This window comes from Devosia aurantiaca (assembly GCF_011058215.1).
Classification (GTDB): Bacteria; Pseudomonadota; Alphaproteobacteria; order Rhizobiales; family Devosiaceae; genus Devosia; species Devosia aurantiaca.
Genome location: NZ_JAALFG010000001.1, coordinates 763,728 through 785,211, shown reverse-complemented (window position 1 = coordinate 785,211; position 21,484 = coordinate 763,728). Strand labels below are relative to the sequence as shown.

The window sequence follows — 21,484 nt, the reverse complement described above, 5'->3', positions numbered from 1 at the left end:
GGCGACGCGCATGATCTTCCTGCTCGCTGGCATCGGCCTGGCCAGCTGGGCACCGCTGGTACCCTATGCCAAACAGCGACTGGGGGTGGACGACGCCCAATTGGGTCTGATCCTGCTCTTTCTGGGGCTAGGGTCGATTATCGCCATGCCGATGGCCGGAACACTGGCAGGCCGCCACGGCTGTCGCAAAGTCATCGTAACCGCCGCCTTGATAGTTGCCGCCACGCTGCCTTGTCTGGCCTTATCGGATTCCTTTGCGGTATTGGCTGTGGCTCTGGCGGTCTTTGGCGCCAGCATCGGCTCAGTCGATGTGGCGATGAATATCCAGGGCGCCAATGTGGAACGGGACATGGACCTCAATCTCATGTCCGGCTTCCACGGCCTGTTCACGCTTGGTAGCATCATCGGCGCCGGGGGTATGAGCCTCGCTCTCTACGCCGGCGCATCGGCCCTGCTGGCGACATTTGCGATCAGCGCCATACTGGTCGCGCTCCTAGCTTTGGCGGCGCCTCAGCTCTCCGTCGAAGCGGGTGGTGACAAAGCACCCATGGTCGTGATGCCCAGAGGGCAAATTGTGGTCATAGGCTTCTTGTGCTTTGTGATGTTTCTTGCCGAAGGTGTCGTCCTCGACTGGGGTGCGCTGTTCCTGATCCGCACCCACAATGTCGCCGTCGCACAGGCGGGTATTGGTTATTCTGTTTTTGCCATCGCCATGACGATCGGCCGGCTCACCGGCGACGCCACCGTGAGTCGGCTGGGCGGTACGCCCACCCTGGTGATCGGTAGTCTTCTGGCTGCCGGTGGATTTGCCCTCACAGTCATCGCCCCGTCAGAATGGTTGGTCCTCGCCGGCTTTGCTGCAGTGGGACTAGGCGCGGCCAACATTGTCCCCGTTCTGTTTTCTGCCGCCGCTCGCAATGGTGATATGCCTGCTAACCTCGCGATCTCTGCTGCCGCCACGCTGGGCTATGCCGGAATACTGGTCGGTCCAGCAGTCATAGGGCCGCTCGCCAGCCAGGTCGGACTGTCTGGTGCCATACTGATGGTGGCGGTTCTAGTTTGCCTTGTTGGCCTGCTCGGCCCAAACGCCGCAAACGAACGGGGCGGCTTCTCCAAATAGGTCTATCTGGCAAGCCCTGCTATTCGTGCGGGCGTTCCGGACTATCTTTATCGCCGGCAGGCGAATGCCGGCGATGGAGATCAAAACCAGCAATGAATCGACTGCCGCTCAGCGGCTTCGGGGTGGGAAGCGGAAAGGCAGCTTTTGGGAGAAGCAGAGTTGAAGCGGACTCAATCCGCCTTGGGCGTGTCCGTACGCAATAGCTGCATAAGTTCTCGCTGTGACCGTACATCCAGACGCTTGTAAATGGCCTTCTGGTGGGTCGCGACGGTTTGGACCGAATTGCCGAGCCTTTGCGATATGGCGTCGCGATCCAGTCCTTCCCCCAAAAGGACGGCCACCTCCCGCTGGCGGCTCGTCAAACCAGATAATTCAAATTTCTGTCGACCTAAGCTTTCGAGGAACCAAACGCGTTGCTCCAGTACCCGAAATGCGTAAAAGCAAAGCGCTCGCAGTCGGTCTATCCGTGGTTGCACCGCAGCCTCAAAGGCAGGCCCTGCCATGCTTGATCCAAGGTTGAAACCGCCGAAATCGCGGTGACGTTTAGTCTGAACAGGGATGGCAATGCCCGACCGCCAACCGGCCTGTGCGGTAAGTTCAACGAAAGCGTTTTCTTCGCGGGTCAACACTGCTCGCCGCAGGGAGAAGTCCGCGCCAGCAAGCGTTACGCCCATCGTATTGCAGCAGTATTTGAGGAATGGATCGTGCTCCGCACCGGCATAAAACTCTGCTGGCAAGTTGGAGCGATGCAAGTTGGAGCGATGGAAGAGTGGCGTGCCCGGACGTTGCCAAAGAAAAATATAAAAATCCAAGCCTTCCGTGCTGATGATGTCTTTGAACGTGCGCCAGAACATCCTCTCGGTACGGGAATGATCAAGACGGTCGAAATCGGTGCTCGCTGCCATGACCGTTCGCACCATCCAACTACTCCCGATGTGAAGAAACCTATCCCATCTGTGGTATTTCAAGCGCTTTTTAGCAACGGTTATTTGCGATCCCGCTTCTGGAGTAAATACCCCGCCGCACCGGCGCCATCAACTTGCTGAATGCAAACCCTTATCGTGCGCGAAGCCACGCCGAATACCAACCGCGACGCGAACAATCGGGAGAATATGCCTTGCCTGAGATCAAGCCATTCAAGATCAGTATCCCGCAGCGCGACATCGACGATCTCACTGCCCGGATCGCGCATGTACGGCTCCCTTCTGCACTGCCCGGCGATGAATTGCAGACCGGCCTGCCCGTCTCCGAAGTCGCACGCCTCCTCGATCTTTGGTCACAACATGATTGGAGAGCAACTGAGACGCGGCTCAATAAAATTCCTCAGTTCCTTGCTGAAATTGATGGGCAGGACATCCACTTTTTCCATGTGAAGTCTGCCCATGCCGGCGCCACGCCGTTGATGCTCATTCATGGCTGGCCAGGTTCGGTTCTGGAATTCGAGCACCTTATCGGTCCCCTGACCGACCCGACCAAGCATGGCGGCAGCAGCGAGGATGCCTTCGATCTCGTGATTCCTGCTCTGCCTGGTTTCGGGTTTTCGACGCCTCTAAACAGCGAGGGGTGGACCACTACACGCATCGCAACCGTATTTGCCGACTTGATGAACAGCCTGGGCTACGAAAGCTATATGGTTCAAGGAGGCGATATCGGTGCAGGCGTAGCGCCGGAAATGGGCCGCGTTGCACTGGAGCATGTTATTGCCGTCCATGTGAACGGAGCCTTGGGCGGCTTCGTTTCGGAGGTCGACGAGAAGCAGAAGGCCAAACTGACCCCGTTTGAACAGGACCGGCTGCGCCGTGTTGGCGAATTCATGCAAAAAGAATTTGGCTACATCTCCTTGCAAAGCACCCGTCCGGGCCTTGTCGGCGAAATGCTTGTTGATAGTCCGGCCGCCCAATTTGCGTGGATCTACGACAAGCTGCAGGCGTGGAGTTGGCCAGAAGAAAAACCCGCAGCCGAAATTCTTGGCAGCGAGTTTGTTTTCGCCAATGCCTCGCTCTACTGGTTCACCAAAAGTGCAGGTTCGGCAGCTTACGTCGGATATGCGCAACAAGGACTGGCAGGCTGAAAAGCCAAGGAATTCTGGTGTTCCCACAGCGGCCATCCAGTTTGCCCACGACATCGGACTGCGCTTCGCGGCCGAGGAAGAAAACACCATCGTCCGATGGATCGATATCCAAGATCGTGGGGGCACTTTGCGGCGCTCGAAGAGCCGCAGACATTAATTGACGATCTAAGGGCGTTTCGCGCCGAAATTGCTAATTAGCTTGGTGGGGCTTGGCGGCGGTTTTGCCAGACGTGATTTGTTGACAAGGGCAGTGACGATCAGCCGGCCAAGCGGCAGTGCGGCCAGGCAGTCGACCGCGATCAAGACCACCCGAGCGCCTTCTAGTTACATTAGCGTTTCTGCGCCACGGCAGCTTTTGGGTAGAGCTGCCAACACCGTGAATGGCCGCTTTTGGGGTCGTCTGACATCGAAACATCTACCGAATTCCATGGAACGTTCGCTGTCAGGTGTTACGAGTTAATAGCGGAGATCTGCTTCCACATCGCTATCCTTGTTTCCATGTCGAGAAAGGTGGCGTGGCGCTCCAGAATGGCTTGCCGCAGATGGCCATGCTGTCGCTGATCATCGCCACCATCGCGCTGGCCGGGATCGCAACGCAGTCTCTCGCCGCCAGCCGCACCGACCAGCCGATCACGACCGGGATGCCGGCGCGCTTCCAGCTCAGACCTTGGTCCTGGCCCGTCGGATTGTTCGCCCTGGCGCTGATCGGGACGCTCACGGTCCTGCCGCTCCTGGCTCTGGTCACGACCTCGCTGGTTCCAGCCTATGGCGTCCGGCTCAGCCTGACGACGCTGACGCTCGACAACTATGCGGAGGTTCTGTTCCGCCAGGCATCGACGATCCGTGCCTTCGTCAATTCTTTCTACCTGTCAGCCCTAGCAGCGCTGGTGCTTGCAATATTGGCCATCCCCGTGGGCCTCAGCCTCCGCAGCTTGCCCTTCCGCCTGCGCCAGGCACTGAATGGCTTGATCGATCTCCCCTACGCACTGCCCGGCATCGTCCTCGCCGTTGCCTGCATTCTCCTGTTCCTGCGGCCGCTGCCGCTGATTGGCAGCCTATACAACACGCCCTGGATCATTCTTATCGCCTATCTCATGCGGTTCGCCGCGCTAGCCCTGCGCCCTGTCGATGCCGCCCTTGGCAATATCCCGCCGCAGATGACCGAGGCAGCTGCAGCTGCCGGCGTCGGCTCGTTCCGGCGTCTTGTCACCATAACCCTGCCGCTTGCGGCACCAGCGGCGACGGCAGGCGCCTTGCTGGTCTTTATGAGCGCCTACAACGAGCTGACGGTTTCAGCCCTCCTCTGGTCCAACCGCAACGAAACCCTTGGCGTCATACTGTTTTCGCTTGAAGAAGCGGGCCTTTCGACGCAGGCCTCCGCCATCGCTGTCATCACGGTAGCGGTTGTCGTGGCCCTACTGCTGCTGCTCGACCGCCTGAAGGACAGACTGCCCGCCAATGTCTTGCCCTGGCGGTAACCCGCCTAGCGTGGCACGATCCAGGCGTCGTCGATCGCAATGCTGATGGCGGAGCCGATCTCTACCCTCTCCGCGAGATCAGCGATCAGCATGGCGCCGTCGTCGAGGCGCAGCATCGTCTCGTAACCGGTTCCACTATAGCGCCGGCGCTCCACCCGCACCGGCAAGCCATCGGATGTGGTCCGTATCGCGTGCGGCCGGACCAGAAGCTGTTGCCTTCCCTCACCGACGCCACGTACGGAAAAATCTATCGGCCCCAGCCTTGCCATCCCGCCGCGAACATCGGCCTCAATCACCCTACCATCGCCGACGAAGCCGGCTACCATCGCATTTGCGGGCTCTGCATAGATCGTTTCGGGGCGCCCAGACTGCTGGATGCGCCCACCGTCGAGCACCACCACCGTGTCCGCCAAGGCCAGGGCCTCGGACTGGTCGTGCGTCACAAAGACGATAGTGGCGCCGGTGCGCTGGTGAATATCGGCAAACACATCGAGCATCGAAGCGCGCAAATGCACGTCGAGATTAGCAAGCGGTTCATCAAGGAGGATGAGCTTGGTGCCATTGACCAGGCATCGTGCCAGGGCAACGCGCTGCCGCTGTCCACCCGACAGCGAATCCACATGCTGATCGCCAAAGCCACGAAGCGCGACCATGGCCAGGGCCTCGTCTACACGGGCGCGGATCGTCTCCCGCGAAAGCCCCAGACCCTTGAGTGGATACGCGACATTGCCGGCGACACTCATATGCGGCCAGAGCGCATAGGACTGAAAGACGATCCCCACAGACCGCTTCTCTGGCGGCACCGAGTGCTTCCCATCCGCCATCGTCACGCCGTCGAACACCACGGCGCCGGTGCTGGGTTGCTCGAACCCGGCAATCAGCCGCAAAAGCGTCGTCTTTCCGCAGCCTGAAGGACCAAGCAAAGCGGTGAACGAGCCGGTCGCGAGAGAGAGCGAAATGTCGTTGAGCACAAGGCTGTCGCCGAAGCTTTTGCTCACGGCCTTAAGTTTAACGGCGGTCATTTGCCGCCATTAGGTCGTCAACATGACTCTTTGGCGACAAAGCTGTCACCTGCGCCCAAATTGCTCAGCGCTGCTCCTCGGCAAGCTTGGCTGCAAGGGTGCTCGAGCTATAAGTGCGATCCAGCGTGATCTCGCGATCCACCCACGAAGGCAAAACAAGCTCGTGCTGTTCGCTGGGCAGTTCCACATCGGCAGTCACCAGCCCGCTCAGCGAGCCGCCAAACTCATCTACCTGCCAGACAAGACCATTTGCCTCCACCTCGTGTCGCCGCTTCTGCAAGGGTGGCGCCATCGAGAACTCGGCGATCATCGCTTCGGCCTCGTCCTGCGAGAGATCGATATGGTATTCGCTACGCGAAATCCCCTTGCGCTGTCCCTTGAAAGTCAAAGTCGCGGCATTGTTGCACATCCGGATGCGAGCCTTGCCCATTTCGAAACGAGCGATCAGATGATCGGTGATCGCCAGCGTCGTCCGTGCCTGCCCGCGCCAGCCGTCGCCAACCACCAGAAACTTGCGTTCGATCTCCAGGGCCACGATCTACCTCTTGAAACACTCGATTCAGATGCGGCCGGAACCTATAACAAGGGCGCAGCTCTCGCACCCGCCGGACCGGAGCGGTAAAAGATCGCATGAATAAGACCAACACCGCCGAAAGACTGAAAATTGCCTGCGAAGAGCTGCTGCGAGCATCTGCGCGTCCGGAAGCCGTCACGGTGCGCAGCATTGCGCAGCTTGCCGGCACCAATGTCGGCGCCATCAGCTATCACTTCGGCAGCGTTGAACAGCTGATCTACTCGGTAGCGGAACGGGTCTACCTCCGCCTCAACGCCGAACGCCTCGCCCTTCTCCACACTGCGGTGCAACGCAGCCACCCTGGACCGGCGAGGGTCGAGCACCTGATTACCGCCCTTGTCGGACCTTCGATCCGCTGGAGCCTTGATCCGCAATCGGATTATGCGGTCCTTCGCCACATCACCACCATTGCGCAAGCCAGCGACAACCCTGAAATCTTCCGCTCGATGATCGAGGATATCGATCATCATCGCGTCTTCATCCCTCACTTTGCCCGCATTGCGCCATGGCTGAGCGATGTGGAGATCGGCTTTCGCATGTCCTGCCTCCTGGGCATCCGCTCGCAGATGACTCGCAACAGGAGCCGCACCGAGCAGCTGACCAACCATCAGCTTGACCTCGGCAATGCGGATGTCGTGCTAGCCCAGGTGATCGCGGCCGCGGCGCCGATGTTTACGACGCCGCCCGGCAATTCAAACGCTGTTCCAAACTCGTCACGCGGCTGAGACGCGAGCGGCATAGGCATGGCTCCAGCAACGGAGCATGCCCATGGCCGAGACCACTTTCATTCACCTGACCGATCTTCACGTCGGCAATCCAGCCGTGCCGGACGATCACCTCTTCAGCGACACGTCGGCCACCCTCGCTCGCGTGCTCGAGATGATCGCGACCATGGATCAGGTCCCGAGCTTTATCGTCGCCAGCGGCGACCTCACCAATCGCGGCGACGCCGATAGTTATCGCCAGCTCAAGGCGCTGATGAGCGCATCGGGCCTGCCGGTGATCTACGCGCTGGGCAACCACGACACGCGCGCCGGCTTTTATGAGGGTATGCTGGGACGCACCAGCGATCTCGACACGCCTTATGACCACCAGCAGGTGATGGATGGCGTCCACATCATCACGCTCGACACCTCGACGCCCGGACAGATCGGCGGCACGCTGACAGCGGAACAGTTCGCCTGGCTTGAAGAGACGCTCGATAGCCACCCCGAGCTGCCCAAGCTGATCGTTGCGCATCATGCGCCGGCGCTGGGCGATGCGCCGCCCTGGGACCATTGGCGCACGATCGAGTTCGGCCAATCCCAGCAGCTGGCCGCCCAGCTCAAGGGCCGCAACATCCTCGCTATCCTGTCCGGACATATCCACCACGACCGCTTCTCCGTCTGGCATGGCATTCCGGTGATCGTCGGCATGGGCCAGCATGCGGCCACTGACATCCTCACCAGCGGCGTCCTGCGCATGGTCGAAGGCGCGTCCTTCGGCATCTGCACCGTTCGCCGTTCCGGCCTCACCATGGCGCTTGTGCCGCTGCCGCAAACCCGCACCGAACTCAACCGCTACGACCTCTCGCTCCTGCGCCAGAAGCAGGAAGCGGCCCTGGCCGAAGCGACCGCCGGTTAATCGCTCTCCCCAAGGATCCAGATCATGATCAGACGCAATCTCCTAAAGCTCCTGGCCGCCACGAGCCTCGGCTTCACCGCCCTTTCGGGGCTTGCCTTCGCTCAGATGGCTGACGCCATCACCGAGCCGGTGACCATCACCTTCTACAACTACAACCTCGCAACCGCGAGCGCCGGCGCCGATGCCACGCGCGAGCTCATTGCCAAGTTCGAAGAAGAAAACCCCAATATCAAGGTCGAGACCGTCGGCGTTCCGTCCAATGAGATCGTCACGCGCCTCCAGGCTGACATGGCCGCCGGCCAGCAGCCAGACGTGGCGCAACTCGTGTTCCGCGACCTTTACTACATCGCCAGCGACTTGGGCGCCAACGCGCTCGAAGACATGGCTGGCCCAGAGGGCTATGCCGAACTCACTGATGGCATGATCCCGCGCGGGCTAGACCTGGGCAAGATCGACGACAAGACCTATGGCCTTGCCTATACCTTCTCGACCCCCGTCCTGTTCTATAACGCGGATCTCTTCCGCGCCGCGGGTCTCGATGCCGAAAACCCGCCCAAGACCTGGGAAGAGGTCAAGGCCGCAGCCGAAGCCATCGTCGAAAAGACCGATGCCGAAGGCTTCTTCCCCGGCGCCTATGGTCCGGCCGATGGCACCTTCGTTTATCAGGCGATCCTGATGTCCAATGGCGGCACGGTGCGCGACGGCAACACGCTGAGCTTTGCCAATGCCGAAGGCGTCGAAGCCGTGCAGATGCTGCGCGACATGGTCGATAGCGGCGCCCATGCCCGCCTCGACCCGCAGAACCCGAGCGAGGCCATGGCGGCGGGCCAGCTCGGCATGTTCCTTTACACGAGCGCCGTGCAGAACACGCTTTCGACTGCTTCCGAAGGCAATTGGGAACTGCGCGTCGCCGCCATGCCGGGCTTTGGCGACAAGCCGACCGCGCCCACCAATTCCGGCTCGGCGCTCTATAGCTTCTCCAAGGACCCGATCAAGCAGCGCGCTTCCTACGAGCTGATGAAGTTCCTGACGTCCAAATACGGCTACACGATCATCACGAGCAAGATCGGCTACCTACCGCTGCGTCTCGACATCGTCGATGACCCTGAATTTCTCGGTTCGTGGACGGCAGAGCACCCGCTGATCCGCCCGAACCTCGAACAGCTGTCGCGCCTCACGCCAAACGTCGCCTTCCCTGGCCCGAACTATCGCCAGGCGGAGTCGATGATGAAGGATGCCGTGACCGAAGCCGTGCTCGGCACCGGCGACGTCACCGAAGTGCTGATTGCCGCCCAGGACAATGCCCAGAGCCTGATGCCCTGATCTTTCGGGCGCGGCTTCGGCTGCGCCCTTTTTCCCTATTCGACGGAGGCAGCCATGACCGTGGCAGCGACGCGGCATTGGACCTTGCCGGACACCCACAATATTCGCGACCTCGGCGGCTATCCCCGGGCCAGTGGCGGTACGACGCGCTGGAACCGCATCCTGCGCGGCGAGGCCCTGCATCACCTGAGCGCCCAAAGCGTTGAGACGGTGATCGATCGCGGCCTCGCCCTCGTAATCGACCTGCGCGGCCCGCACGAGACCAGCACGACCGTCCATCCTTTCGCCGATCATCCGCAGGTTGCCTATCGCAATATCGCGCTCTTTAATGCGCTCTCCCCGATTGCCTTGAGCGAAACGCCCTTCGACATGGCGCAGCGCTACCGAGATGCGCTCGACCGCTGTGGCGAGCGGATGGCTGACGTCCTGCGCGCGGTCATCACCGCACCCGATGGCATCGTTCTTATCCATTGCACGGCCGGCAAGGACCGCACCGGCATTGTCGCCGCCCTGCTGCTGGCCGTGGCCGGCGTTCCCCCGAAGCGATCGCCGAGGACTATGCGCTGACCGCCTCTGCCCAAGGCATGATCCGCCATCTGCGCGAACGGGCGCTGGCTGCCGGAGCTCCGGCCGAGCACATCGACCGCGTTCTCGCCAGCGACGCCTCGACCATGCTCTCGATGCTCGAGCATCTCAACAATGAGCACGGCGGCATCCACGCCTATCTCGACAAGTTCGGCCTCACCCACAATGAACTGCAGACGCTGGTTGCCCGGTTATGCAGCTAAGCGCTGATCGCAGCCCAGCACATCCCCGCGACCAGGTCCCGGTCCTCTGCGGTAAGAGGTTCCTGCGAGAACCGGCGGCGCTTGAGCGTATTGCGGATCGAGCCGCGCACGAAGCTCATGATCAGGGTCGCCGATCCGGCTCGAACCGCCGCGGCCTTCTGCGCGGCCTCGATCATCTCGATGCCGTGCTGCATGAACGGGCCAAAGAGGGTGATAGCGTCGCCCATGGTGATCAGCGGCGTGTTGTCGAGATAATCGAAGAGCTTGGCCCGCTGCGCATCGGACCAGATGAAGTCGATATAGTCCTCGATATAACGCCGCACCCTTTCACCCGGCTCAACATCGGGATCGATCGCCGTCACCAGAGCCGCCGTCATCTCCTCGGTCATGCGCGAGTAAACGCCCAATACCAGCGCTTCCTTGGAGGCAAAATAATTGTAGAGCGAGCCGGTTGCGACGCTCGCCTCCTCGGCAATTGCCGCCATCGAGCATTGCAGCCCGTTGCGCACGATCAGCCGTCCGGCCGCGGCAAGAATGCGCTCACGCTTGTCGAGAACCAAATCCATAAACTGAATGAACCTTCATTCACCTGTCATGGACGGACGTTAGCTTTGCCCTCGTCGCTGCACAAGCGGGATCTGAAACACCGCAGGCGAAACCGTTAAGCGCCGCTTCTGGCGGCTTGTTCGCTCCAGAGCAGGGAGAATGCTCATGACCGAAAACCTCACCTTCGTGCACCTCACCGACCTTCATGTCGGCAATCCGGCCGTCGAGGACAGCCACCTCTACTCCGATACCTCGACGACGCTCCGCCGCATCCTGGCCGAGATCAAGACCCTGCAGCCGCAGCCTAAATTCATCGTCGCCAGTGGTGACCTGACCAATCAGGGCGACGCGGGCAGCTACGAGAACCTAAAGGCCATCATCGCCGAAGCCGGCCTCGACATGCCCGTGCTTTACGCCCTGGGCAACCACGACCGCCGCGATGGCTTCTACCCCACGATGCTCGGCCGCACCGGCAATGTGACCGCCCCTTACGACCATGCCGAAGTGATCGCCGGCATCCACGTGATCGTCCTCGACACCAGCGTTCCCAACAAGATCGGCGGCGCCTTCGAGCCCGGCCAGCTCGAATGGCTGACGCGCGAACTCGACCAGCATGCCGAACTGCCCAAGCTCCTCGTCATGCACCACGCACCGGCACTCGACACCCACAACAAGGACATGGAGTGGGAATCGCTCTCCTATGCCGACACCGAAGCGCTGCGTCAGGCCGTTTCGGGCAAAAACGTCATTGGCATCCTTTCTGGCCATATTCACTACGACCGTGTTTCCAACTGGTACGGCATCCCGACCGTAGTCGGCATCGGTCAGCACGCGGCCACCGACGTTCTTTGGCTGCATGAAGGCCTGCGCATGCTCGAAGGCGCCGCATTCGCCATCGGCACCCTGCGCCCCTCCGGTCTTTCCATCACCTTTGCACCCCAAGCCGCGACCCGTCGCGAACTTCATAGCTTCACCTGGGTCGGCATGACCGAGGCGCTCAAGAAGTACGAAGCCGACACCGCCGCAATGGCCGCCGCCGAATAGGAACAGAACACATGATCCGCACAACCATTCTCGCCAGCCTTCTGGCGCTCTCCACTGCCGTTCCCGTCTTGGCCCAGACCATGGCACCATCGGTCGATCAGCCGGTGACCATCACCTTCTACAACTACAACCTCGCCACTGCCGGTCTTGGCGCCGAGGCCACGCAGAAGCTGATCAATGAATTCATGGAAGCCAATCCCAACGTCACCGTGACGGGCGTCGGCTATTCTAGCGCCGACTCGAGCCGCATCCAGGCCGACCTCGCCGCCGGCCAGCCGGTCGACCTGGTGCAGACAGTGTTTTCCGATCTCGACTTCTCGGTCACCAACTTCAATGCGCAAGCACTTGAAGACATCGCCCCAGCCGAAGAGATCGCCGCCCATTTCGAGGGCATGCACCCCAATGGCGTCAAGCTCGGCGTGCTCAACAACAAGACCTATGGCCTCGCCTATACCTTCTCGACGCCGGTCCTCTTCTACAATGCCGACCTCTTCCGCGAGGCGGGCCTCGACCCCGACGCGGCGCCCGCCACCTGGGCTGAAATCAAGACCGCAGCGCAGGCCATCGAAGACAAGACCGACGCCGAAGGCTTTGCCGCCGGCATCACTGGCGCCGGCGCCGTCGACTGGCTGTTCCAGGGCGTCGTCCGGTCCAACGGCGGCGAAGTAATCTCCCGCGATCGCACGACTCTCAAGTTCGCCGAACCCGAAGCCATTGAAGCCGTCGCCATGCTGCGCGACCTCTACGATACCGGCGTCTACGAGAATTATGACACCGCCGGCCAGCTCGACGGCATGGCTTCCGGCACGCTCGGCATGTACCTCAACACCAGCGCCATCCAGGGCGCCCTGGTGACCGGTGCGACCGGCAATTACGAGCTGCGCTCCGCCGCCATGCCCCGCTTCGGCGACAAGCCGACTCGTCCCAACAATTCGGGTTCGGCGCTGACCATCCACACCACCGATCCGGTAAAGCAACGCGCCGCCTGGGAGCTGATGAAGTTCCTGACCTCCGAGCACGGCTACACCGTGATCACCTCGGAAATCGGCTACCTGCCCTTGCGTCCCGCCATCGTCACCGACCCAGCCTACCTCGCGGGCTGGATCGAAGAGCACCCGCTGGTCGCCCCCAACCTCGAGCAGCTCGACCGTCTCGAACCGTGGGATCCGATGCCGGGCCCGAACTACCGCCAGATCGTCAAGACCATGATGGATGCCGTCGAAATGTCGGTCTTCGGCGGCGCCGATGTCGAGTCCACCTTGGTCGACGCCCAGGCCAATGCCCAGGCCCTGATGCCCTAAGCCCTTTGGCCCGCCACCCGGCGGGCCGTCCCACTCTCCAAGGAGCGCGACATGGCCATTGCTTCCGCCGCCCAAACAAGACTGCGCCGAAAGAGCGAGCAGCGCCTGTCGCCCTGGCTCTACCTAGCGCCAGCGTTGATCACCCTCGTGCTCTGGATCTACTGGCCGCTGGTCGACGCGGTGCGCCTGAGCTTTTACCAGTGGAACATGCTGCCCACCTCGCCGCAGACCTTTGTCGGCTGGGAGAACTACACGCGCATTTTCGCACTGCCCAAATTCTGGCAGGCTCTGCGCAACACCGGGATCTATATCGTCGGGCTCCTGCCGCTGGCCGTGCTGATCCCGCTGGCCATCGCCATCTATACACACGATCTGCCGGAGCACTCGCGCAACATCTACCGCGCCATCATCTTCGTGCCGATGATCATTGCTCCTGTCGTCGCCGCCGCCGTTTGGCGCTGGCTACTCGACCCCGGCTACGGCCTCGCCAACCAGATGATCAAGGGCATGGGGCTCGATCCGGTCAAATTCCTCTCCGACCCCAATGTCGCGATCTGGACTGTTATCGTCATCACCGGTTGGAAGCTCATGGGCTTTTCGACGCTGATCCTCTCCGCCGCCAATGCCAATATCAATCCCTCGCTGATCGAAGCCGCGCGCATGGATGGCTCGAGCAAGTGGCAGATCATCCGCGACATCCGCCTGCCGCTCCTCAGCTCCACCGTGCTGTTCCTCGTCGTGATGACCATCCTGCTCGGGGCGCAATGGAGCTTTACCTACATCAACGTGCTCACCGGCGGCGGTCCGCTCGGCGCCACCACCAACATTTACTACCTCCTGTGGGACTTCGGCTTCTCCACCATGTCTGTGGGCTGGGGCTCGGCCTCGGCGGTCATCCTTTTCCTCGGCTTCGGCGCCATAGCCTTCGTGCTGTTCCGCCTGATCGACAGGTATTCCTTCCATGACAACTGATGCTATCGCCACGCCCGTCTTCAGCAAGCCTGTTGCTTTGCGACGCATCTCCGACCGGTCGGGCCTCAACTCGGCTGCAGGGCACCTGCTGATGGTCTTGCTGTCGATCTTCTGCCTTTTCCCAGTCTACTGGATGCTGGTGAGCTCGTTCCGGCCCGCCAACACCATGTTCGAGACGTCGCTCTGGCCGACGCAACCCTCGCTCGACAATTACACGCGTGCCATCGATGCGATCCCGATCGCCCGCATGCTGATCAACACGTTGGTCTTTTCTGCCGTCTCGACCGTGCTGCAGCTCCTGACCGGCATCCTGGCCGCCTTCGCCTTTGCGCGCTGGAAGTTTCCCGGCGACAGGCTGATTTATACCGGCGTCGCCCTCACCTGGCTCGTGCCCTTCCAGGTGGTGATGATACCCAACTACCTCCTCGTCGCCCACATGGGCCTGCTCGACAGCGTCCTGGCCCTGATCCTGCCCAACATCGCAGCGGCTCTCGCCATCATGCTCTTGGCGCAGGCCATGCGCGGCTTCCCGCGCGAAGTCATCGAAGCGGCGCGCATGGATGGGGCCAACAACTGGCGCATCCTTTGGGAAGTGCTGGTGCCCAATCTGCGCGGCACGATCGCGTCGCTCGCCATCCTCATCTTCATCTCGACCTGGAACGAATATTTCTGGCCGCTGCTTCTGAGCCGCACCGCCGAGAACAGCGTCATCCAGATCGGCATCCAGATGTTCATGACCGCCGAAGGCAATCAGTGGGGCCCGCTCATGGCCGCCTCCACGCTGGCCAGCCTGCCGGTCCTTGTCATCTATGTCGTCCTGCAGCGCCAGGTCGTCCAATCCTTCATGAAATCGGGAATTCGCTGATGCAGCCCGCACCTACACGCCACCTGCCGATCGAAGGCACCTACAATGTTCGCGATCTTGGCGGCTATGCCGCTTCCGGTGGTCAAACCCAGTGGCGTCGCATCCTGCGCGCCGATGCCCTCCATCGCCTCGATGAACAGGGCGTCGACCGCATGCTGGAATCTGGGGTCACCACCGTGATCGACCTGCGTCACGCCGACGAATTGGCCCACCAGCCAAACCCGTTTTCCGGCCATCCCGGCGTCGCCTACCACAATGTCTCGCTACTGGACGGGCTTGCGCCTGACCTCATGACCGAAGGCGACCTGCTGCTCGAACTTTATAAGCTTGCCTTGACACAGCGGCAGCCCGCCCTTGCACAGGTGCTGCGCCTCATCGCCGATGCCCCGCCTGGTGCCGTGCTGTTCCACTGCACCGCCGGCAAGGACCGCACCGGCATCGTCGCCGCGCTGTTGCTCGGCGTGGCGGGCGTCGAAGCCGCCCTCATCGTCGAGGACTACTCCCAGACCGCCGCGCTGATCGCGCCCATCATTGCCGATATCACCGCCGGAGCCGTCTCGCGCGGCGCTGACCCTGCCGCCTTTCAGCGCCTCCTCGCCTCGGAACCCGAGACCATGGTCGCAACCCTTGCCTTCATCGAAGCCGAGTTCGGCTCGGTCGACGAATACCTCGGCGCCATCGGCCTTGATGACCAAACCATAGACCACCTGCGCAACCGCCTTCTGGGAGACCTCTGATGACCGATCTGCAAATCTCTGGCGTCAAGAAGACCTATGACGGCAAGCCCGTGCTGCATGGCATCGACGCCACCATTCCCGACGGCCACTTCGTCGTCATCGTCGGACCCTCCGGCTGCGGCAAGTCCACGCTCTTGCGCATGATCGCGGGCCTCGAAGACATCTCCGCCGGCACCATCGCCATCGGCGGCACGGTGATGAACGACATCGAGCCCGCCGATCGCGGCTGCGCCATGGTGTTCCAGAACTACGCCCTTTACCCGCATATGACGGTCCGCCAGAACATCGCCTACCCGCTGCGCATCGCCAAGCTCCCCAAAGCCGAGCAGGACCGTCGCGTGCTCGAGGCGGCAAAGATCCTCAACCTCACCGATTATCTCGACCGCCGCCCGGCCCAGCTTTCAGGCGGCCAGCGCCAGCGCGTCGCCATGGGCCGCGCCATCGTCCGCGAGCCCGACGTCTTCCTCTTCGACGAGCCGCTCAGCAACCTTGACGCCCTGCTCCGCGTACAGATGCGCATCGAGATCAAGCGCCTCCACAAGCGCCTCAACGCCACCTCGATCTTCGTCACCCATGACCAGGTCGAGGCCATGACCCTGGCCGACACGCTGATCGTCATGAATGGCGGCCGCGTCGAGCAGATCGGTCCGCCCTCGGACGTCTATCGCAAGCCTGCTTCGGTTTTCGTCGCCGGTTTCATGGGCGCTCCGGCCATGAACCTCCTCCCGGCAACCGTCGGTCAAGATGGCGATGTCATGCTTGATCTCTCCGGCAAGCATGTTGCAGTGGCCCAGTCCGCCCTGCCTCAAGGCAAAAGGGTGATAGTCGGCATTCGCCCGGAAAACGTCGTCCTTTCCGCCAAGAGCGGCGCAGGTCTCCCCGCCACGGTTGATCTGGTGGAAGAACTCGGCGGTTCCCGCGTCGCCTACTGCAACTTCGCCAACTGCGAAGTCGCCGTTGTTCTCCCAGCCGGTGAGGACGACATCGAAGGCTCGACCGTGTGGATCAACTTGCCGACGGCAGCGTTGCACCTCTACGACCAGCTCACAGGTCTTCGCATCGAAACGCCTGCCGCGCCTAAGCTGTCGTCCCTTACCCGTGACGCCAAGGTGGTGTCATAAGCTGACAACCGAGGCTCCTAGGAACCGCAGCCTGCATGCCTGCTTTCCGATATGGGGTCCACTACAGACCAGCGCTATTAGGGTGGGTATCCGTCAGGATGCGCCAACACTAAGCCGTGTCGCGTTTCGGAAGGCATTAGCTGGAGCGTGCGTTATCATTCTCGGGCGCGAAGGATCCGAATAAGCGCCGACAATGGCATCGAGTTCACTGGCTTGGGCCTGGCTCTGCTCGATAGCGGCATTGGTTTCTTCTACTAGGGCCGCATTGTCCTGGGCCACCTCATCCATCTGCCTCATGGCGTCAACAACCACAGACACGGCGCGGGACTGCGCCTGACTGGAGGTGGCGATGGCCTGCATCCGTGTGCTGTTGGCGTCGACAGCCTGGCTGATGGCGGCGAGAGTTCGGGCGGCATCTTCGGACAATCGTGAACCGATCTGTACGGCGGTCGCAGCCTCGGCAACGAGGTTTTTGATGTCGGCTGATGCTTGGGCGGTGGATTGTGCGAGGCGGCGAACTTCCACCGCGACCACGGCAAAGCCTTTGCCGGCGTCACCGGCCCGTGCCGCTTCGACCGAAGCATTGAGCGCCAGTAGATTGGTCTGGAAAGCGATGTCCTCAATGAGACGGGTGACGGTGGCAATGCGGGCGGAGGCGTCAGCAATGCCGGTCATAGCATGGGTCATGTGGCCCATCACCTCGCCACCGCAACGAGCCAGTTCGGCGGATTCATGGGCGCTGGCCGCGACTTGGTCAGCCAGCGCCGCGTTGGAGATGATATCGCCGGACAAGGACTTGATAGCCTTTGAAGTTGTATTGATGGCGGTGATTTGGCGGCTGGTTCGAGCCGAGAGGTCATTGGCGCCATGGAGAATATTATCGGTGGCCCGGCGCAGCATGCCCGAGGAGGCCGCGAGACGCGTCATGGTGTGGGAGAGACCTTCTGCTAGGGCATTAGTGTCGATCTGAAGGCGCCCGAATGCGCCCTCATAAACGCCAAGCATGCGTCGGTTGAGATCGGCGCTGGCGAGTGCTTCCAGCACTGTTCCGGCCTCTCCAAGGCCGCCGGCGACAGTTTCGAGCAAAATATTGACGTGTTCAGCAAGACCGTCGAGTTCGGGCATACTGTAGGTGCGATTGAGGCGCCTAGTGAAGTCGCCCCTGGTGGCAGCGGCGACGACGGCTTGGAGGTCGTCCTGTAGGGCTTCGCGGCGGGCAGCAATGGTTGCGGCTTGGCGCATGTCGCTGTCGCGTCGTGCGGTGTCATTGCGGAGCTGCCGCCCGTTGGCGCCAAAGACCTCAAGGGCTGTGGCTATGCTGGCCAACTCGCCGATGCGATCAGCCTCACGAAGGTTGGCGTCGAAATCACCCTTCGCCATCGCCTGCATGGATTGAGCGACGCAACGAATGGCGCGGGATAGCCAGCGTGCGGTGACAACTGCCAACGCTATGCCGGCGACAAGGGCGATACTGCCCGCGACAAGAGCCGAAAGGCTAAGCTGGGTGCTCTGCACCGACGCTGCCTTGTTGAGTTCTGCCTGGCGAGCGGCGGCATTGGCAGCGTCATCGCCGAAGCTGCTAGCCAGTTCGGCGTCGATCTTCGTGAGGATTTCGCCAAGGCTCTGGCGTTCGAGCAGGCGATCATAGACCTGGTCGGCAGCGGCAGCGAAGGCATCTAGTTCGGCAAGCGCGGTATCGACGGCGGCCAAGTCGCCGGTTTTGAAGAAGGTGGCCCTTAAGTCGGCCAAGGTGGTGCGGCTTGCACCGGCAAGGGCTCCAACAGCAGCGTGCGCCTCCTCGGTGGGTAAAGCCAGCATGGCGGTGAGAGCGATGCGCATCTGCAGCAGGTTCTGCATGGCGAGGCCGGAAATGGCCGCGGCCTTGGCATTAAGTCCGGATGATTGGCTCGCCTGCTGGATCAGGGCAGCCAATGTGTCCGTAGCGTTGAGGCCGGCCAGCTCCATTGCGCCGCGGAGAGTTTGCACGTCGCCATCGAGGGCGATCATCGACCGAATAGCGGCGCGATATTGCTCGGCGCCGTCGCCGGGCACGGCGTCGACTAAGAAAAGGGCCGCATCAGCGCTTGGCGTATCAGGCTGACGCTGGTACGCGGCGACAGCAAGACGTGCATCCGATAGGGCGCTGGCATGCAGCCAGGCGGCGCCAGCCTGGCCGCTAGCGGCGCGGAAGTTATTCAAATTTGTCGCGCCCAGATGAACGCTGCCTAAGGCGAGTGCTACGATCAGCACCATGAGGGTGATCAGGCCGCCGAAGGCAAGATAGATACGACCAGCAATACTGAGACGCGACAGGTTCATTATGCGAGCCCTTGGTGTGACGTCTCCTCCCTGCTAGCCCGGTAACCGTGCGCGCGTTAAGCGAAGGTCAATACATTCGTCATGCGACTTTCATAGAAGCCTGAGAGCCGCGGAATGGCTGGTTTTTCATAGAAAAAGTTTTTGCGGCTCCCTGGGATTGTGATCATCCTCGGGTCTGGCACTAAGCACTACAATGTCCGCTTTCCAGACGCTCCGCGATAAAAGCGAACGACCGTAATGGGGTCGGCATCTGCCGCTGTTGAGCCTGCCATATTGGTTTCCTTCCCGGCCGCTTTGGCCAGAGGAGAAATGTAATGGGTATCTCAAAGTACGACCCTGCTGCTGCAGGAAGACCTGCCTGGAATGCCGGCAGGCAAATCGGCGCCAAACGCGCATTGAAGATCAGACAAATCTGGTCAGTCCGCTTTTTCCTCGACCGAGAGGGAAGGATGAGGGACCGAGCACTTTTTGACCTTGCGATCGACAGCAAGCTTCGAGGCTGCGATCTGGTGAAGATCAAGATCGGCACACTTGTGGCTGGACCTGCCATCCGCGCGCGGTCGATGGTGATCCAGCAGAAGACAGGCAGACCCGTACAGTTCGAGATCACTGCTGACACAAGGGCCAGTCTGCTTGCCTGGCTTGAGCGACGCGGCGGCACGATCGATGACTTTGCTTTCCCCAGCCTGCCCGATGGCCACTTGAGCACCCGCCAATATGCAAGGCTGGTGGACGAGTGGGTCACTGCAATCGGGCTGACGCCTGAGGAGTACGGCACCCATTTTCTGCGCCGTACCAAGGCGTCGCATATCTACAAAGCCACGGGAATGCCGAGCGTGCGCCGGGCGAAAGCCCCTCGGCATGCAGCACTGCAAATGCGTCCTCGACCAGCAAGATCAGTGTCCACGCCCTTTGCCAAGCCAACCGCCATTGCATGTGCGCAATGATCTGCGGATGTCCGAACTGCCAAGGCGATCGATCAGGTTCACTGGCACCGTCTTGCGAAACCAGAAGACCGGAACTCGCCGGTACACCAAGGATGATGTGGAACTAAGCAAGGAACAAACACTCCGTCGCTGTGACGGGATGCTGTGACAGAGTCCGCATTTTAATTCGGATTCTGCTATAGCAATATCAATGGCTTAGGTATGGCGGAGAGAAAGGGATTCGAACCCTTGAGACGGTTCCCCGCCTACACACTTTCCAGGCGTGCGCCTTCGACCACTCGGCCATCTCTCCGCGTCGCCCTGCCCAGCCTGGAAACCGGTGCGGCCTCGAAAGCCCGCGCGAGCGTGGCGCACTATACTCAGGATCGCTTCGGGCGCAAGGGATCATCCGAAGGCGCTAACGGATTGTTTGTCCCATGGCCTTATCTTGTGAGAGCCCTCCTTTGCATGGCAAAAGAAGCGCGGGGCTCAGGGTGGAACAAAGACGGGCTGGCGGACTTTTCGTCGCCATGGGGCACGGGGATATCGGATGCGGCTGGTCTTGAGAATTTTGGGCACCTGGCTGATCGGCCTGGCGCTGATCCTGCTTGTGATCGATGGCACCAAGTCGCTTGCCGCCAACGAGCTCGTCTTCACCGTTTTCGGCGAAGCCTGGGCACAGGTGCATCGTCCCAGCCAGGAAGCGGTCTCGAGCTTTTTCGAGAGCCGGTTCTTTGCCGATCTCCTGCGCGTCGTGTTCCAGAACATTTTGACCTACCCGGCCTTTGCCGTCCTTGGCGTGCCCGGCATTGTGCTGGCGCTGATGGGCCGGAGGCCGCGGCGCGAGCGGTTTTTGCGCCAGGAACAGATCTAGCGGCGTAACTTTTGGCCTCTCTCAAGCGTATAACAGGCTGAAAGGAGCATCCTATGTTCTTCCGTCAAAAACCGATGACCATTCCTTCCGCCGCCGAGGCTCTGCCCGGCCGTGACCAGGAATTGGCAATTGCTGCCAATCACTATGTCAATGGCGCATCCCTCAAGGGTCCCTATCCCGAAGGCGCCGAGACCATCTATTTCGGGCTCGGTTGTTTCTGGGGCGCCGAGCGGCTGTTCTGGCAATTGCCGGGCGTCCTCGTCACCGCCGTCGGCTACCAGGGCGGCCACACGCCCAATGCTTCCTATGAGGAAGTGTGCTCGGGCCGCACCGGCCATACCGAAAGCGTCAAGGTCGTCTACGATCCCAAGGTGATCAGCCTCGAAAAGCTGCTCAAGACCTTCTGGGAAGAGCATGATCCAACCCAGGGCATGCGCCAGGGCAATGACATGGGCACCCAGTATCGCTCGGCCATCTATACAACGACGCCGGAGCAGGCCGAAATCGTCGAGCAGAGCCGCGCGTCCTACCAGAATGCCCTGCGCCAGCGCGGGCTGGGACCGATCACCACCCAAATCGGCGAGGCAGGTCCCTTCTATTATGCCGAGACCTACCACCAGCAATATCTGGCCAAGAACCCCAATGGCTATTGCGGGCTGGCCGGGACCGGCGTCAGCTGCCCCATCGGGGTTGGCGTCGCCGCCGAGTAAACGACAGGGCGCCGGAAGACTTTCCGGCGCCCTTTTCTTTGGAGCCGTTGATCTTGAACGTCTCACATCC

21 protein-coding genes, 1 tRNA gene and 1 pseudogene are annotated in these 21,484 nt (G+C 61.3%); 16 read left to right on the top strand and 7 right to left on the bottom strand.

The features are described 5' to 3' along the window. Positions 1-10 precede the first annotated feature (10 nt). Positions 11-1,120, top strand: a complete 1,110-nt coding sequence (locus G5575_RS04115; protein WP_235935557.1) for an MFS transporter — start codon at positions 11-13, stop codon at positions 1,118-1,120. A 170-nt stretch (positions 1,121-1,290) separates the two neighbouring features. On the opposite strand, the gene G5575_RS04110 is transcribed toward G5575_RS04115, so the two are convergent. Next, the gene (locus G5575_RS04110; protein WP_164533206.1) at positions 1,291-2,040 is read right to left on the bottom strand and encodes a helix-turn-helix transcriptional regulator; all 750 of its coding nucleotides are present in this window, start codon (positions 2,038-2,040) and stop codon (positions 1,291-1,293) included. Positions 2,041-2,237: 197 nt separating this feature from the next. On the opposite strand from G5575_RS04110, the gene G5575_RS04105 reads away from it, so the two are divergent. Both G5575_RS04105 and G5575_RS04100 read left to right on the top strand, forming a co-directional pair. Then, a complete protein-coding gene (locus tag G5575_RS04105; RefSeq protein ID WP_207632983.1) occupies positions 2,238-3,191 on the top strand; it encodes an epoxide hydrolase family protein in 954 nt (317 codons plus the stop codon). A gap of 515 nt (positions 3,192-3,706) precedes the next feature. Then, entirely contained in the window at positions 3,707-4,669 is a 963-nt protein-coding gene (locus tag G5575_RS04100) for an ABC transporter permease (RefSeq protein WP_328765826.1), read from the top strand. A 5-nt stretch (positions 4,670-4,674) separates the two neighbouring features. Here the strand turns inward: G5575_RS04100 and G5575_RS04095 are convergent, their stop codons facing one another. Both G5575_RS04095 and G5575_RS04090 read right to left on the bottom strand, forming a co-directional pair. After that, the gene (locus G5575_RS04095) at positions 4,675-5,691 is read right to left on the bottom strand and encodes an ABC transporter ATP-binding protein (RefSeq protein ID WP_164533205.1); all 1,017 of its coding nucleotides are present in this window, start codon (positions 5,689-5,691) and stop codon (positions 4,675-4,677) included. 64 nt (positions 5,692-5,755) lie between these two features. After that, entirely contained in the window at positions 5,756-6,226 is a 471-nt protein-coding gene (locus G5575_RS04090) for a CYTH domain-containing protein (protein WP_164533204.1), read from the bottom strand. A gap of 95 nt (positions 6,227-6,321) precedes the next feature. Here G5575_RS04090 and G5575_RS04085 point away from each other — a divergent pair, with 95 nt between their 5' ends. The 4 genes and pseudogenes from G5575_RS04085 (at position 6,322) to G5575_RS04070 (ending at position 9,999) form a co-directional block, all read left to right on the top strand. Then, entirely contained in the window at positions 6,322-6,990 is a 669-nt protein-coding gene (locus G5575_RS04085) for a TetR family transcriptional regulator (RefSeq protein ID WP_164533203.1), read from the top strand. Between the two features lie 43 nt (positions 6,991-7,033). Continuing rightward, on the top strand, positions 7,034-7,888 hold the full coding sequence (locus G5575_RS04080) for a metallophosphoesterase (protein ID WP_164533202.1): 855 nt from the start codon (positions 7,034-7,036) through the stop codon (positions 7,886-7,888). Between the two features lie 24 nt (positions 7,889-7,912). Next, the gene (locus tag G5575_RS04075) at positions 7,913-9,211 is read left to right on the top strand and encodes an ABC transporter substrate-binding protein (protein WP_164533201.1); all 1,299 of its coding nucleotides are present in this window, start codon (positions 7,913-7,915) and stop codon (positions 9,209-9,211) included. Positions 9,212-9,265: 54 nt separating this feature from the next. Further along, positions 9,266-9,999: pseudogene (locus tag G5575_RS04070) on the top strand (tyrosine-protein phosphatase). On the opposite strand, the gene G5575_RS04060 reads toward G5575_RS04070, so the two are convergent. Further along, on the bottom strand, positions 9,996-10,565 hold the full coding sequence (locus tag G5575_RS04060; RefSeq protein ID WP_164533198.1) for a TetR/AcrR family transcriptional regulator: 570 nt from the start codon (positions 10,563-10,565) through the stop codon (positions 9,996-9,998). The pseudogene G5575_RS04070 and the gene G5575_RS04060 overlap by 4 nt on opposite strands. A 145-nt stretch (positions 10,566-10,710) precedes the next feature. Between G5575_RS04060 and G5575_RS04055 the strand changes: the two genes are divergently transcribed. The 6 genes from G5575_RS04055 to G5575_RS04030 are packed head-to-tail and all read left to right on the top strand — an operon-like array spanning position 10,711 to position 16,585. Beyond that, positions 10,711-11,589, top strand: a complete 879-nt coding sequence (locus tag G5575_RS04055; protein WP_164533197.1) for a metallophosphoesterase — start codon at positions 10,711-10,713, stop codon at positions 11,587-11,589. 11 nt (positions 11,590-11,600) lie between these two features. Then, on the top strand, positions 11,601-12,890 hold the full coding sequence (locus G5575_RS04050; RefSeq protein ID WP_164533196.1) for an ABC transporter substrate-binding protein: 1,290 nt from the start codon (positions 11,601-11,603) through the stop codon (positions 12,888-12,890). 51 nt (positions 12,891-12,941) lie between these two features. Beyond that, positions 12,942-13,862: a carbohydrate ABC transporter permease gene (locus G5575_RS04045; RefSeq protein WP_164533195.1), complete on the top strand. Its 921-nt coding sequence runs from the start codon at positions 12,942-12,944 to the stop codon at positions 13,860-13,862. Next, entirely contained in the window at positions 13,852-14,727 is an 876-nt protein-coding gene (locus G5575_RS04040; protein WP_164533194.1) for a carbohydrate ABC transporter permease, read from the top strand. Before G5575_RS04045 ends, G5575_RS04040 begins: the two co-directional genes overlap by 11 nt. Continuing rightward, positions 14,727-15,464 carry a tyrosine-protein phosphatase gene (locus G5575_RS04035; RefSeq protein ID WP_164533193.1) on the top strand — a complete coding sequence of 246 codons (738 nt, stop codon included), beginning with the start codon at positions 14,727-14,729 and terminating at the stop codon, positions 15,462-15,464. Before G5575_RS04040 ends, G5575_RS04035 begins: the two co-directional genes overlap by 1 nt. Continuing rightward, complete coding sequence (locus tag G5575_RS04030; protein WP_164533192.1) at positions 15,464-16,585, top strand: ABC transporter ATP-binding protein; 1,122 nt, start codon at positions 15,464-15,466, stop codon at positions 16,583-16,585. The genes G5575_RS04035 and G5575_RS04030 overlap by 1 nt, the downstream gene beginning before the upstream one ends. A gap of 93 nt (positions 16,586-16,678) precedes the next feature. Here the strand turns inward: G5575_RS04030 and G5575_RS04025 are convergent, their stop codons facing one another. Then, positions 16,679-18,904 carry a methyl-accepting chemotaxis protein gene (locus tag G5575_RS04025; RefSeq protein ID WP_164533191.1) on the bottom strand — a complete coding sequence of 742 codons (2,226 nt, stop codon included), beginning with the start codon at positions 18,902-18,904 and terminating at the stop codon, positions 16,679-16,681. Between the two features lie 314 nt (positions 18,905-19,218). Here G5575_RS04025 and G5575_RS04020 point away from each other — a divergent pair, with 314 nt between their 5' ends. Next, positions 19,219-19,851 carry a tyrosine-type recombinase/integrase gene (locus G5575_RS04020; RefSeq protein ID WP_164533190.1) on the top strand — a complete coding sequence of 211 codons (633 nt, stop codon included), beginning with the start codon at positions 19,219-19,221 and terminating at the stop codon, positions 19,849-19,851. Here the strand turns inward: G5575_RS04020 and G5575_RS22085 are convergent. After that, complete coding sequence (locus tag G5575_RS22085; RefSeq protein ID WP_407924849.1) at positions 19,801-19,938, bottom strand: DUF6538 domain-containing protein; 138 nt, start codon at positions 19,936-19,938, stop codon at positions 19,801-19,803. The genes G5575_RS04020 and G5575_RS22085 overlap by 51 nt on opposite strands. Positions 19,939-20,053: 115 nt before the next feature. Continuing rightward, positions 20,054-20,143 (bottom strand) — tRNA-Ser (locus G5575_RS04015). 237 nt (positions 20,144-20,380) lie between these two features. On the opposite strand from G5575_RS04015, the gene G5575_RS04010 reads away from it, so the two are divergent. Then, positions 20,381-20,704 (top strand): hypothetical protein, encoded by a 324-nt coding sequence (locus G5575_RS04010; RefSeq protein WP_164533189.1) that lies wholly within the window; start codon positions 20,381-20,383, stop codon positions 20,702-20,704. A 53-nt stretch (positions 20,705-20,757) separates the two neighbouring features. After that, complete coding sequence (msrA, locus tag G5575_RS04005; RefSeq protein WP_164533188.1) at positions 20,758-21,414, top strand: peptide-methionine (S)-S-oxide reductase MsrA; 657 nt, start codon at positions 20,758-20,760, stop codon at positions 21,412-21,414. The last annotated feature ends 70 nt before the right edge of the window (positions 21,415-21,484 follow it).